Below are 14,813 nucleotides of genomic sequence, written 5' to 3'. Positions count from 1 at the left end.
TGGATAAAATGAATATAAAGAATAAAATATTTGTGATGTTGATAGTATTAATTTTATCTTCATTTACAACAGAAAAAAAAGTGATAACAGTCTTCATGGTTGGTGATTCTACTATGTCCAATAAGCCGCTGATTGGTGGAAATCAAGAGAGAGGATGGGGGCATATGTTAGGAGGCTTTTTCACAGAGGAAGTTTATGTGGAAAATCATGCACGCAATGGAAGAAGTAGTAAAAGTTTTATATCAGAGGGACATTGGGATGAGGTTCTGAAGCGTTTGTCGCCAGGAGATTATGTTATTATACAGTTTGGACATAATGATGAGAAAGCGGATAGAGCGCGGCATACAGAACCGGGAACGACATTTGACGAAAATTTGCGTCGTTTTGTACGTGATACGAGGGCTCGTGGGGCAACTCCTATATTGTTAAATGCTATTGTACGACGAAATTTTGTATCACAAATGGACTCTTCTTTTGTTAGAGATGTTCGTAAAATTCCTGATAATAAAGAGTCTGTAGTTGAAGGAAATATTTTATTTGATACTCATGGTGCTTATTTAGAGTCACCTCGTAATGTCGCACATGAAATGAAAGTGCCGTTTGTCGATGCAAATCGAATTACACATGATTTGATAAGTAGTATGGGGCCGGAAAAGAGTAAGGAATTGTATATGTGGATAGAGCCAAATGCTATTGTTTCCTGCCCGCAAGGCCGGCAGGATAATACCCATTTGTCGGTTTATGGTGCTCGTATAATAGCGAAGTTGCTTATAGATGCAATTGCGAGAGAGGTTCCGGCATTGGGTAAATATGTACGGTATTATGATTTTGTGGTAGCAAAAGATGGAAGTGGGGATTTTTTTACTCTTCAAGAGGCTATAAATTCTGTTCCTGATTTCCGTTTGGATAAACGTACAAATATATTGATACGGCCGGGGATTTATGATGAAAAACTTATTGTTCCAACATCAAAGGTTAATGTCAGTTTATTGGGACAGTCAGACGTAGTTATTTCTCATAGTAATCATACTGAAAGAAATGATTGTTGGAATGTAAGGGAGATTAATTGGGGCACTGCTATCTGTTATGTATTTGCTCCAGGTTTTTGTGTTGAGAATGTGACGTTTCACAATGACTCACAATCTGATATCTCGGCAATAACTTGCTTTATTGCTGGCGATAATGTAAAATTTGAAGATTGCTTTTTAAAGGGAAAAAGAATGTGCTTTATTGCATAGGAAGTGGGAGCAAATATTTTAAGCGATGTAAGATAGAGGGTATTCCCAGTTTTATTCATGGAGGGAAGAAAACTGTACTGAATGAATGTGTCATTATTGATAAAGAGAACACTCCTGAATCGGCGGAGATGAAAAATATGCTAAAAAAGATAAGTAAAATATCTTACAGATGTACCTTGCAAAGAAACACTAAAAACGAAAAGATTGATAGTCAATTGAGAAAGAGTGATGTGATCAAATACGATGAGTTTGACTTTATGTGGAATCCAATAGATATGGAAAAGGGATTTGATGTTTCTAATTAAATATATAGGGTCGTTAATTAGCGTCACCTGTACCAATTGAGCTAAAAAAGAAAAAGGCACCCAGAAGTGGAAGCCTCCCAAATGCCTTATTCTTATCAAGTAGCGGGACCCGGGATTGAACCGGGGACCTCATGATTATGAATCTGCGTCTTCCAAAGGCTGACGCCTTTGAAAGCTACCAGCAGAGCTTCTGATTATAAGGCATTTATGGCTGTTTTGGTTTTTGCCAAATCTTATGTCTGACTTCTAAAATATCTCTTATTTGTTTATTGGTGTAAACCATAGCGCAAACCAAAATGTGACAATAATATGTTACGTTATGGATGCTAATATAGGCATTATTTGTTTTAAATCAAAAGTTTTGGCTAATGGAGAACACCCGTTGATGTTGAGAATTAGCCAAGGTAAGTTACGTTACTTTAAATCTTTGGGAATTTCAATTAAAGCTTCTTGTTGGAATTTTGATAAAGAAGAACCTAAAAGAAACTATCCCAATCGTGAACAGTTATTAAGTATCATGAATCAAACGAGGCAAGAATATGTCAATATGATGTTTGAGTTGAAAGCGCTTGGTAAAGACTTTACTCCACAATCTTTGGCTGAATACGTGGAACGAAGTTGTAATAAACAGAATGTGGGAGATTATATTCAATACATCATACAGTATATGACTGCCGAGAAGCGATTAGGTAATGCCAAGGCTTACATTAGTTGTTATAATTCTGTATTGAGATTCGCAGGTAATTTGGATATACCTTTCACGGATATTGATGTAAATTGGTTAAAGCGTTATGAGCTTTATCTTCGTAAACGTGGTAATTCTGATAATACGATTGGAATACGAATGAGAGAATTACGTGCTGTTTATAATAAAGCAATAGAAGATAATGTGGTGAACGAGAAGTATTATCCTTTTATAAAATTCAAAATATCTCATTATCGTAAGGGTAAATGTAAGAGGGCAATTACTAAGGCTGAAATACATAAAATAATGAATGTTGATTTAATGGAGATAACAACTTATTATAGCCCATTACTTCATTTGACCAAAGACTTATTTTCTTTTAGTTATCTTGGTTGTGGTATGAATATGATTGATATAGCATATTTGAAATATTCAGATATTATAAATAATCGAATATGCTTTGTACGACATAAGACAAAGCAGCCTATTACATTTCAACTTTTGCCTCAAGCCGTACAAATTGTAGATAAATATAGGAAACCGGACTCACAACTGAATGATTATGTTTTCCCAATATTAGACCGTAATTTTCATATTACTGAACAACAGCAATATGACAGGATTAGAAAAGTAATAAAAGGCATGAATAAAGCTCTTAAAAAGATAGGTGCCCATTTGGATATTAGTATTCCGCTAACAACCTATGTTGCGCGTCATTCATTTGCAACAGTATTAAAACGTTCTGGTGTAAACATCGCATTGATAAGTGAATCATTGGGGCATACAAGTTTGTCAACGACACAGTATTATCTTGATAGCTTTGAAAATGAGCAAATAGATGAAGCAATGAAGAATTTACTTTAAAAATAAAATGTCGCTTTGCTTTTATGGTGAAGCGACATTTTTTATTTTTGTGACAAAGTTTAAAAATATGGAATATCAGATAATACCAATCAATACGATAAAACGAATCGAATCATGGTTGAATAGTGAAGTGGGATTCAGCCGTTCAATGTTTCATAATGAACTGGACTACATATCTGATGTATATCTTTTGGGTAATAAGTTCTCAACGGAAATGCAGGATTTGTATTTGTCAATAAAGAAAGAACAGCAGGAGATTCCATATCCTAATTGTGGAACAGATGAGGACAAATATGAATTTAGCATGACTGTGGGAAAGAATTTAGTCCTTGAAAGTGGTAATTTTAAAGCCGAGTATATTGAAACATTGTGGAATACATATAATAAAGATGAAGACGAAGCTTATGAACAACAAGACCAAGATGTATTTTACGCTATTCTTCTTATTGTAAGTATCTACTATAAATACACACAGACCAATGGCTATTTTGACTTTGAGGATTATATTGCTGACCCAACACAGATAAAGTATAGTTATTCTATCAGACCGGATATGGTACGTCTTTACAAGATGTTTCATGAGAAGAAAAAGACCAAGAGTAATATTGTCACGATTGAATATAACAAACAGAAAATAGAACTTACGAATGATGATAGTTGGTTTCTCAATATGATAACTCCATATCTTGATAAATATTTAGGAGTTTCAAATTTGGAAGAAGCAGAAGACGAGCTAGATAAGGATTATCCCAGTATAGGAAAAAGAGGTAGGAAACGTGAAAATGCGATACTTGATACGGTCACTCTAAGCATATACAACTTGCTGCGTCACTCATCATTTGCAGTCAAAGGCAGAGGACTGACAGATAACGAGGGGAATTTCATTCTTGAATTACTGAAATATCTCAAACTGATTGATGAGGACAGTCCTAAAAATGACATATTGAATTTACGGGCTACAATCAGGAACCTACAAAAATATGAAGTTCGTCCAAATTGGTGGAAAATTCCCATGTGTAAAACATCTCCCAATAATCCAGTTGAATATTTAAAATCATATTGGTAAAACATATAAATAAAAAAATATTAGCCTTGCATTTATATTGCAGGGCTATTTTTTTTATCTTCATTTTGTTGATATTTAATGTGCTGCGCATTGTTAGTCTACATAAAGAATTAGACATAAAAAAGGGATTTCTTTATGTTTCCTTCTTTATTCTATAGGTTACCATTTCTCCGTAAGTTTGCACTGTAATCGAAAACGATAAGGCGCCAAGTTGATGATTACTTAAAACTTAGTTATTAATAAAAAAATAAAGAAAAAATGGAAACAATTACTACAATGACAGTAAACGAGAATGGAAATGTTAATGTGAAAACTTTAAAAAATAGTGATAATATGGAAAATCAAGCAGGAGCTCTTTCAAAAAATGAAGTGTTGGAAAACGCTCGCAAAATCCTAATGGAAAAAAGACAATATCTATCTGATAATGCAGGTGCAGATACCAATATCGTAAAAGTAGCTAAAACTAATGTTGCCAAGGCTGAAAAGGATTATGTGGTTGCATTGCATGATGTTGAACTTCCTACTATTCCTGTTGAATTCTGGAAAGTAGAAGAATCTACAGAAGAAAAAGAAGTTATCAGCAAAAAGAAAGAGGATATTATTATTGCTGTGTCCGATTATAATATGGCTGTAACAAAAGTGAATATTGAATTGGGAAAAGGTGTTATTGGTGATGACAAATTCGAAAAAACGGCTCTGTTTGTAACGGCAGCTCAAACTTTCTATGAAGCGGATATTGAATTGAAAGACTTGAATGGCAATGTTATTCCTAAAAAATACTCCAAATGTTTATGTACCTGTTGATACTGCAAATGGATATTGGCAATGGAAAACTTATCATGAAGCCAATATTGATAGAGTGGTTAAAGACGAATCTGCTTTAATTGTTGAAAATGTTAGAATCAAAGAATTTGCATCATTGCAAGAATTTGCAAAGTATAGAGGGGTAAATAATGTACTAAGTAGAGGATTTAATGGCATGGAAAAAGCAGGTAATGCAGCATTGGCTACTCAACATGAATTTTATCAAAAGATATTCCAAAAGGCTAAAGAGCTGAAAGCTAATATTAGTGTAATTACTAAATATTATAATCAAGGGAAGACCTTAAGTCTAAAAGTTTGGAATGATGCAATGGTTGGTGAGGTTGAAACTAAATTTGAATATGATTTATCAGTTGGTGATAGAATTATAGATACTTTGAAAGTTAAGGGTTTCAAGGATAAGTTTATCAAAGAACGTTATATGATTGATGCTATGGCTAGGTTATCAAAGCATAAACCACAAGGTACTGAAAATATTTTAGGAATTGAGGAAGCTATAGAAACTGTTCAGTCCTTAGATGAAGCTACCGTTAAATTCATATCAAATGTAACTACTGATAAATTGAATGAAATATATTCAGCTTTGTATAGCCAATATTTAAGGAATCATGATATTATAGGAAAGGTAGCCTAACTCATATTCTATTCTAATGGAAAGTCCATGTGACAGGTGGACTTTCTAAAATTAAATAACTAAAATTAAGTAACGCATTATTATTGATATGAGAATGTTTTTACCAGCTAATTGTAAAAAATCAGGCGACTGTAAATTATTCCATTCTAAATAGATTCAAACCTGCATATATTTATAGATTTTTCTGCTTGTCTCTTTCAAGAGATGATTGGTATAATGTGAGGATTACTTTAGATGAATTAAAAAGAACAAGTGGAGATAAATCACTAAGCAGTTTTAATAAGAAATTTAAAGAGTATTTGGACATCAAGCCTTATTTTGTGGATAATGGTTGTTATTATCTAACTAGACGTAATATTTATCATGTTCCTGCAATGGAAAAACAATGTATCACTATTTCCAATAACTTCGTATTAGTCGAACTGGATGCAGCAACGAAAGGTTTCTTTATCCAATTACTTCTATTATCCCAATATGGCAATATAGAGCTGATTAAGAAAAATATAATCAAAGCAATTGGAATAGATAAAAAGACTTATGAGAAGTATATTATAGGGCTTGCTGGTGCTAATCTAGTATCACTCACTACTCCCTTAACTTTACATACTGAAAATATTCTATTGGAGAATGATTTTTCCATGCAGAAAAAACTACCAATGAAGAAAGTAGATAAAATAGCAGAGATAGATGATAATGGAAATATCATAATCCCCAAGTAAGGGGAAAAAATGTTCTTTATTATATAATATATTAATGTACTACTTTTCCCTATATATGCCTGTTTTGTAGAATAGGATGCAATAAAAGTGATTTTTTCCATGTAAGGCAAAGATGAATGTTGTTGCCAGTATCACAAGTCATTTTTAGCTTTACATAGGTAAGGTGGTGGGGAAAAAGTGTCTAGTATTAATTATATAATATACCACACATTTTCCCCTACTACTAAAAATCAGCCTTTATGTGTATATAAAATTATATTTTAGAGAATGAATATTCGTTTTTGCCTATTTTATATGTATATTTGTTGTAAACATCAAATCTAATTAATATGGAAATAATAAACAATAAAAATCACAATGAAAATCATGAACAAAAACTGTTACGCTGTTTTAGAGAAGCTGATGATATATTAATTGTTAGTCCTTTTTATCTAAAAATTTCTCATTCTTTCCATTTGAGGAATTAACTCATTTAAAAGAAATAACGCTTATAACTACTTTTAAAGACTCAAATGACGACCTGAAAGGTAAAATCTCTTTTTCAAAGAGTTGAAATCATTTGGAGAGAAAAGACAAGTAAAAGTCAGCATACTAATAGACAATTCATTGCATGGGAAAATTTACATCTGTAAACGGAGTAATATTTATACTAGTGCAATAATTACATCTGCAAATTTTACTCAAAAGGGATTGAAAAAAAACAATGAATGGGGAATTTCCATTTCTAATTCTGATGATATAGAAGATATAGTTAGTGCATTATATAAAAGCATAATTTATAAACCAATAACAGAACAAGATATACATTTTTTTGATGAACACATAGCACCTAATATAAAAGACCGTACTGAAAGCAGTTCAAATATTGATTTATCTGATTTTTATAAAGTTAAAGAAATTCCAGTAAATATTCTTACAGGAGCTAGTTGTTGGCTGAAACCTGTAGGGGTGATTGCTAATCCCATACCATTAGATAAACAATACAATTCTTTAACAGAAAAATTACATTTTGCACGCCCTCCTAGAAAAGTAAAATTGGGTGATATTCTTATTGTTTATGCTGTGGGACATAAGAATGTTGTATCAATATATCGTGTGAAATCAGAATCATACAAGGTCTTAAAAACAAAAGAGCGTTGGCCATATTATGTGGAAGGAGAAAATTTGACACCTTATTATGGTGAACAATGGCAAAAATATAATATTACTATTTCAGAATTATTAAAAGAAGTAAATGGAATATTCAATGCTACCCCTAGTGGGAAGAACAGCTATGGAAGCTTAATGCGAGGTGCAGATAAACTTCAAATAACTCCAGAATATGCAAATTATATCATTAAAAAAATAGTCAAAATCAACGATGATATATTGACGAAAATAGAGTAAGTTCTGTTATGTCAATGAGAATAAAAATAGCCGCAAGCGACTGCACGCCTAAACACAGTCAAATGCGGCTTTTTTATTGAACTACTAAAATCTCCATAAGTACGGAGAATATAGCGGTTCGCAATTTTAAAAATGGGAGTTAATTTTCCCAATGGAAGTGTGGGAAAATACAAATATAGCCTGTTTGATTTATCCAAAATTCAAGGAGTAGAATACTTGGCAAACAGACTGTTCTTGATTTTTAAGAATACCCAAAGTTACTCATTATAAATGAAGTAAAAAAATAAACAATTCTCTATTTCTGATATTGCTACTTAACATATCTTTATATGGCAGCATAATACCCTGCTTTCTATTATAGTGCATAGTAATACATGAGCACGCAATATAGTATAGGTGCTTTTATATATAATACCCCTACCCATTAAAAACATGAGCTTAAATATATATCAGCTTATTTCTCCTATGATTTACTGAATTGAAAGTTACGTGCAAACGATTAGAGTACGTCTAACGCCCCCGAGGGTAGTTGGAGAGAAAACGAAATATATTTCAATCCACGTAATCAATTTATAAATCATTTAAAATCTTATTCGTTATGAGAAATCTACAAATTATTGGCAATGTGCCACAGGTAAGAAAAGAAAGTAACTTTGGTTTGTATGCAGAAGAGGCAACAGTTATCGAAGAACAGCCACAGGTAAAGAAAAAGAATCCTCATTTCTTGGAAGCCAATACACTAGAGGTAACAATGCAACATTTAAAAGATGATTGTATTACACCCGTATTCGCCAAAGATAATGAGCTTACAATTCCTCACCCTGCATTTATTGATACTGTTTATGATGCTGCAAATACGTTTTTCAGTGGTGAAAGTATTGATAAGCCCGATATTCGTGTAAGCCACATTATTAAGGGAAGAATACCAGAAGCAGTACATAAACCTGCAAATCAACTTCTTGAAAGTGATAAGACTATCTACTACGAAAGATGTGCTTTTATTATTCAAGTTCCTACGATTTATGAAACGGTGAATGGAAATAAGCTTACATTAACTATTGGAGGTGTGAGAGCTTATAATCATACCAATTTGTATAGTAAAAAGGGAGCAGAACGCTTTAAAATCTTTGTGGGCTTTACTTGTAAAGTATGTACTAATTTGTGTGTATCAACAGACGGTTTTCTTAGTTGTTTAGAGGTCACTAATACAAGGGATTTATATCAAGCTGTATTAGAGATGTTTCAGAGTTACCAACCTGCCAAACATTTACACCTATTGCAGTCATTAGGCAATACCAGTATGACAGAACATCAATTTTGCCAATTACTTGGGAGAATGAGACTTTATCAATCATTACCACAAGGCTATCAAAAAGATATTCCTAAAATGCTTATTACTGATTCGCAAATAAATGCAGTTGCAAAAGCATATATCAATGATGAAAACTTTGGGAGCTTGGGGAATGATATAAGTATGTGGAAATTGTATAATTTATTGACAGGAGCAAATAAGAGCAGTTATATAGATAGCTTCTTGGATAGAGCGGTAAATGCTACTGAAATAGCAACAGGAATAAATGCCGCTTTGCATGGAGACACTAAATATAAGTGGTTTATTGATTGATTAAACAGGGGGAATATTCAGTAATGGGTATTCTCCTATTTTATTAACTGCGTAAAACAAAGAATCATGTTCTATTGTAAAATACTCGTTTGGCTCTTTTGGTTGGTATTAGCTGTTATTAGTGGTTGTGTTCCATTGATATGGCTTATTCTATGTGTTGGCTTGTGGAATGTTGAGGAAGCAGGCAAACGTAATTAGTTATTTATGTGTTCAAAATAGAAATGTGTTCAAATAAATCTGCAAAGGTGGTTTGAACACATTCTTTCATGTTATCAATCTAATCAAAGAATAAAATGAAAACAGCCGTAATATACGCTCGTGTTTCTTCAAGTAATGACAGACAGGACACGAGCAGACAAATAGAGGATTTAAAGAAATATGCTATCTCACAGGATATAGAAATAGTAAACATATTCCAAGAGCATATTTCAGGTGCAAAGAAAATAGAGGAAAGACAGATTTTAGGAGAATGTCTGGAATACTGTAAACGTGAATCTGTGAATATTCTACTTTTGTCTGAATTGTCAAGATTGGGAAGAAGTACATTACAGGTTCTTCGCTCTTTGGATATATTGCATGAATCGAAAGTATCGGTTTACATACAGAACTTGGGCTTATATACTTTGCAACCAAATGGGGAAGTTAATCCAATAGCTTCTATCATGGTGACAGTACTTGCAGAAATGGCAAATATCGAAAGAAGCAATATTCAATATCGTTTGAATAGTGGTAGAGCGAATTATATTGCTAAAGGTGGTAAACTTGGCAGAAAGACAGGTTCAACCAAAACGGATGATAAGAAGAAAGAAGAATACAAAGAAGTCATAGCTTTACTAAGAAAAGGCTATTCAATCAGAAATATAGCTAAGCTACAAAGTATTGGTATTTCCACCGTTCAACGGATAAAAAATCAGTTTATAAAGCCATAAGCATAAAATATCGGTGGGGTGGAAAATTTCAGAAATCTAGTTTTTATATGGGCAGTCTTGAATTTTTCCACTACCATAGATTTACAAAGCAGAGATTGCTCTCAACTTTTAATAAACAATAGTTCTTGCTATTACAAACGCTTTTCGTAACTTTGTGGCAATTTCAGATACCTAATGTGTTGGGACTGAAAGGACATATTAGTTAACGAAGAGCGTTTAAGATATTACCTTGTTCAGAAAATCGCCAATTTAATGAACAACTCAAGGTGATAGGCAAGAACGCTCACGTCAATGTTATATACCTATCTTGTTAAGATAGTCTATATATCGTTTGGCGTGGGCTTGTTTATCATTGAGTTGTGGGTGTTTGGCGATACCTCTGAACTGTGATATTCAAGTTCCCACGCTTTTTTCATTGTGTAATATATCCAAAGGGAACAGGGTACATAAAACGATATATAACTACGAATCAGGCATTCAGAAACAACTTTTGCTACTATCTTTTAAGTAGCCAACTCATTTTTTGAGCAGCTCATACTACAAATTAAATTATTAACGAAAAGATTATTTACAGAATATGAAAACATTTAGATTTTTTGCGACTTTATTGGTTATTGCTTTATGTGCAGGTTTTACTTCTTGTAGCGATGACGATGATGAAAATCCGTTAGTAGGTACTTGGGTGAATATAGAGAATAGAAACTCTGTGGAATATAAGGATGTAATGACTATTAATTCAGACGGTACAGGTTCAAGTGCTTATTATGAAAACGGTCAATTAGATAAAGAAGGAGTAGAAAGTTTCCAGTATACTTATGATGAAAAGAGTAAGGTTTTCACTTTCATTTGGGAAGAAGATAGCGACGGAGAGAGTGATGTTTATTCAATGCACGTTCGAGAACTGACAGGCTCTAAATTAGTTTTGGTTGATGATATGGATGAAGAAGGTGAAGGAGAGGTAATAACATACATAAAACAATAATAGGAATTTAATATATAGATAGTTATGGTAGGCAACGGTCTTTTTTATGACGGATATATTGGCAGCATATTATACGATGCAGTTAGAAATACGGAAAGTTTTATTTCCAAGTATAAGAATATGGCAATAAAATGTTCACAGGAAAATTATGAATATCAAGCCTTTCGTAGTGAAAAATGATACGTGAAAATAGATACTCTTTGATTCTATCTAATCCTAATTTAGGAAGTATAAGGGAATTGAGTATTCGGGAATTTCCGGAAAATGGCAAGGTTAGAGCTTTGGATATTTATTTTACAACAAAAGATTATGATGATGTGAAAGAGTTTACAGAGAAACAATATCAAATAGCCAAAGAACAATATCAAAGAGGTGTGCCGGAAAGTGATTGGGAAACTTCTTGTAGGAATCTACCATTCAATATCGAAGAGATGTATTTTAAATTCGACTTTAAACCGTATAGTGGATTGAATAAACTGTTTCCTTTACGTGAAAGCCGTGAATATCAAGTGTATATACATGTGTTGTATAAGCGTTAGATTAGTTTATGCAATATATAATACTACTGTGCTTAGATTGATTGTTTATTTATAGATAAAGTGTTTATGAAAGAAAGAATATTATGCTCTTTAAAAAATATCTCCTTTGTCATTATCATTGCATTATTAGGAGCTGCGTGTGGAGATGATAAAGAAGAAAGTATTGATGTTGGTAATGAAGGTGGTAATGGAACAGTTACTGGAACTGTTGCTAAGGTTGATGTAAAAAAGGCAGGTTCATTGTCAAGTCTGATTGGTGATGATGTTAAGTTTAATATTACGGATTTAACTGTTACAGGAGATATTAATGGGGATGATATTGCATTAATCCGTGAAATGGCAGGTGCAGATGTTAATGGGGACGAGACAAAAGGACATTTGTCTAAGCTTAATCTTAAAGATGCTAATATAGTTGCAGGTGGAAATCCATATTATATTAGGTCAACAACTCAAGCTTATTATTCAAGAACAAATGTACTGACATCTTATATGTTTGTAGGGTGTAATAATCTAACTACTGTTATATTTCCTAAAGCTATAGAGGTCATTGAAAGATGTATTTTTGGCTTTTATGGTAATAATAGTTCAGTAGAAAACCGGAACTTGACTACTGTTACTTTGGGCGATAAAATTGCAGAAATTGGTATTGGGGCATTTGCGAATTGTGTGAATTTAAAAGCAATTGTAATACCTGACGGTGTGACGATTATAGGAGATATGGCGTTTGGGCGTTGTCTAAATCTAACAACAATTGATATCCCAAATACTGTTTCTGAAATAGGAGATAGAGTTTTTGAACAATGTGATAATTTAGCTACTATAAATATGTCTAACAATATTGTTAACTTAGGGGCTACATTTCAAAATTGTACAGGCTTGAAGAATATTATAATACCGAATGGTGTGACTAGTATTGGCAATAATGCTTTTACTGGTTGTAGCTCGTTATCTTCTATTGATATTCCTAATAGTGTGACTAGTATTGGCAATAATGCTTTTACTGGTTGTTTAAAATTAACTACCGTAAATGTTCCTAATAGTGTAACAGAAATTAATGGAATGTTTACTGAATGTTCAGGGATAGTACATATCACATTACCCAATGGTATAACTTATATTGCTGATAATGAATTTGCAGGATGTGAAAATCTGAAAGAATTAAAGATACCCGATAGTGTTACAAGTATAGGAACAGGGGCTTTTATGAATTGTAGAAATTTAGTCTCTCTGTCAATTGGATGTGGTTTACGTTATATAGGAGTATTAGATATTACGGGGGGAATCGGTTTTGATAAAATCTTTTTTGGCTGTAATAGCTTAGTGAAGTTTACTGTATCAGAAGATAATCCCAATTTTATTAGTGTGGATGGTATGCTGTTAACTAAGGATAAAAGTAGATTGGTAACTTGTCCTGTTGTTAAAACTAAAATAGATATACCTAGTTCTGTTACTATTATTGGTGGTCCTTCTTCTTATGATGATACAATTTTTCCTTACCGTTACTATGCATATCCATTTAGTTATAGCTCTTTGACTAGTGTTACTATTCCTGCTAACGTTAGAACTATTTTTGGTTTTAATAATTGTACCCAATTAATGGAGGTTCATATAAGATGTACTACTCCACCTGCTTTGCCCGAGGCTTTTATAGCGGTAAATGATAAATGTATTTTCTATGTTCCAAGAGGGACTTTAGATGTTTATAAAAAATCAGAATGGTGGAAATATAAAAATATAGTGGAAGAATAAAGTAAAAAAGAACAGCATTTGAAGAAATTCATTTGCTGTTTTTTTGGTATATTTGCACCGCATTTTCTAAGAATTAGTAATATAACGGTTTTATACTCTTATTCTGAACATCCAGTAAAGAGTGTTGATTGTTGAAATTATTGACTGAAGTATATTGAATTATGGATTATTTAGAAAATGTTACTAAAGAAGCAGGTGTTGTATTAACTCGTGAAGAATCAGCCAAATTGTATGGTTTGTGGTTTAGTGAAGATGCTACTCCTGATGCTCTAGTATCTTGGTGTACAAAATGAATTAAACTATACGAGGCTTGGATTGAAAACTGTAAGAGGTTAAGGTCTAAGAATCAAATAGAATTGCTAAAAGATGTACCCAAAGACATTTTGGAGAATTATTTAGCAAATCTAAATGGTGGTACAACCAAGTAATTTGGTGGAGGGATATCTTTGGATGTCCCTTTTTTGTTAATCTCCCATTGTGTGTAATGTATGTTATATATGAGTAGACCTATTAAATTTTCAAAACGATATTGTAAAGTGTTAGGTAGTGTTTGTACTGATAAGCACTATTCTGTATATTTATTTATGTATATTATTATTACGTATGCTTTAGAAAATAATGCGGCTTTTAATACTTTACTAAAGAATAAGAATAAACTATCTGCCATACATTTTATTAGGATGCAGGTGGATTGCTGTTTGGAAGTTTATGCTTGCCTCTTATATAAAGATAAGGAGCGATTCTTCAAATATTTCATGGACGGTAAACCTACTAATAAACTTTGTATCGGTAAACAATATCTTACTGCTGGTTATCTGTGTGGAGAATTGAATAAAAGATATTCCGGAATATCGGAAATATATAAAGAGGGTTGTCGGTGGATTCATCCCAATAAAGTTATATTTAGATATACTTCTCCTCAATGTGACCCCAATAAATCTGATATGTTTTTTATTGGTTATAAGGATAAGCACTACTATGAAGACGGAGAACAGATAAAGGACATATATAAAGATATGCTATTAGTAAATCAGATACTATATGAATTGTTAAAGGAGTTAGCAGAACCGTATAAAGATGTGAGTAATTCTAGGAAATTAAGAATAGGACAATTCTTTAAGTCAAAGAAAAAAATGTCATTCAAACTTTATGAATAGCAGATTTGTTCTAGTAGGGTAGAATCTACCATAATTAATCTTTTCTATTAAAATTTGAAAGTAAAATAGTATCTTTGTAGAGATAAAATTTGTTGAACCATGTTACATTGAATT

The 14,813-nt window shown here is 32.5% G+C and carries 15 protein-coding genes; all 15 read left to right on the top strand.

Features of this window, described 5'->3' with window-relative positions; translation table 11 throughout:
• Positions 1–8: 8 nt before the first annotated feature.
• The gene (locus tag NXX38_RS01885) at positions 9–1,238 is read left to right on the top strand and encodes a pectinesterase family protein (RefSeq protein ID WP_258978479.1); all 1,230 of its coding nucleotides are present in this window, start codon (positions 9–11) and stop codon (positions 1,236–1,238) included.
• Positions 1,223–1,543, top strand: a complete 321-nt coding sequence (locus tag NXX38_RS01880) for a hypothetical protein (protein WP_258978478.1) — start codon at positions 1,223–1,225, stop codon at positions 1,541–1,543. Before NXX38_RS01885 ends, NXX38_RS01880 begins: the two co-directional genes overlap by 16 nt.
• A gap of 319 nt (positions 1,544–1,862) precedes the next feature.
• Complete coding sequence (locus NXX38_RS01875) at positions 1,863–3,092, top strand: site-specific integrase (protein ID WP_258978477.1); 1,230 nt, start codon at positions 1,863–1,865, stop codon at positions 3,090–3,092.
• Positions 3,093–3,159: 67 nt separating this feature from the next.
• A complete protein-coding gene (locus NXX38_RS01870) occupies positions 3,160–4,158 on the top strand; it encodes a hypothetical protein (protein ID WP_258978476.1) in 999 nt (332 codons plus the stop codon).
• Between the two features lie 258 nt (positions 4,159–4,416).
• Entirely contained in the window at positions 4,417–4,962 is a 546-nt protein-coding gene (locus tag NXX38_RS01865; protein WP_258978475.1) for a hypothetical protein, read from the top strand.
• The gene (locus NXX38_RS01860) at positions 4,913–5,614 is read left to right on the top strand and encodes a hypothetical protein (RefSeq protein WP_258978474.1); all 702 of its coding nucleotides are present in this window, start codon (positions 4,913–4,915) and stop codon (positions 5,612–5,614) included. The genes NXX38_RS01865 and NXX38_RS01860 overlap by 50 nt, the downstream gene beginning before the upstream one ends.
• A 188-nt stretch (positions 5,615–5,802) precedes the next feature.
• Positions 5,803–6,333, top strand: a complete 531-nt coding sequence (locus NXX38_RS01855) for a hypothetical protein (RefSeq protein ID WP_258978472.1) — start codon at positions 5,803–5,805, stop codon at positions 6,331–6,333.
• Positions 6,334–6,882: 549 nt separating this feature from the next.
• Positions 6,883–7,719 (top strand): restriction endonuclease PLD domain-containing protein, encoded by an 837-nt coding sequence (locus NXX38_RS01850; RefSeq protein ID WP_258978470.1) that lies wholly within the window; start codon positions 6,883–6,885, stop codon positions 7,717–7,719.
• A gap of 598 nt (positions 7,720–8,317) precedes the next feature.
• On the top strand, positions 8,318–9,343 hold the full coding sequence (locus tag NXX38_RS01845) for a DUF3871 family protein (RefSeq protein ID WP_258978468.1): 1,026 nt from the start codon (positions 8,318–8,320) through the stop codon (positions 9,341–9,343).
• Between the two features lie 293 nt (positions 9,344–9,636).
• Complete coding sequence (locus tag NXX38_RS01840; RefSeq protein WP_007754395.1) at positions 9,637–10,272, top strand: recombinase family protein; 636 nt, start codon at positions 9,637–9,639, stop codon at positions 10,270–10,272.
• 577 nt (positions 10,273–10,849) lie between these two features.
• Positions 10,850–11,254, top strand: coding sequence for a lipocalin family protein (locus NXX38_RS01835; protein WP_258978467.1), 405 nt, complete (start codon positions 10,850–10,852; stop codon positions 11,252–11,254).
• A 200-nt stretch (positions 11,255–11,454) separates the two neighbouring features.
• Complete coding sequence (locus NXX38_RS01830) at positions 11,455–11,793, top strand: hypothetical protein (RefSeq protein ID WP_258978466.1); 339 nt, start codon at positions 11,455–11,457, stop codon at positions 11,791–11,793.
• Positions 11,794–11,859: 66 nt separating this feature from the next.
• Positions 11,860–13,542 carry a leucine-rich repeat domain-containing protein gene (locus tag NXX38_RS01825; RefSeq protein WP_258978465.1) on the top strand — a complete coding sequence of 561 codons (1,683 nt, stop codon included), beginning with the start codon at positions 11,860–11,862 and terminating at the stop codon, positions 13,540–13,542.
• 161 nt (positions 13,543–13,703) lie between these two features.
• Entirely contained in the window at positions 13,704–13,835 is a 132-nt protein-coding gene (locus tag NXX38_RS01820; protein WP_255323293.1) for a hypothetical protein, read from the top strand.
• Between the two features lie 204 nt (positions 13,836–14,039).
• Positions 14,040–14,699, top strand: a complete 660-nt coding sequence (locus tag NXX38_RS01815; RefSeq protein ID WP_070751491.1) for a hypothetical protein — start codon at positions 14,040–14,042, stop codon at positions 14,697–14,699.
• The last annotated feature ends 114 nt before the right edge of the window (positions 14,700–14,813 follow it).

This window comes from Bacteroides sp. BFG-637, assembly GCF_024793605.1.
GTDB classification, from domain to species: Bacteria; Bacteroidota; Bacteroidia; order Bacteroidales; family Bacteroidaceae; genus Bacteroides; species Bacteroides vicugnae.
The sequence above is the reverse complement of the archived record's forward strand: the minus strand, read 5'-3'. Positions and strand labels throughout refer to the sequence as shown.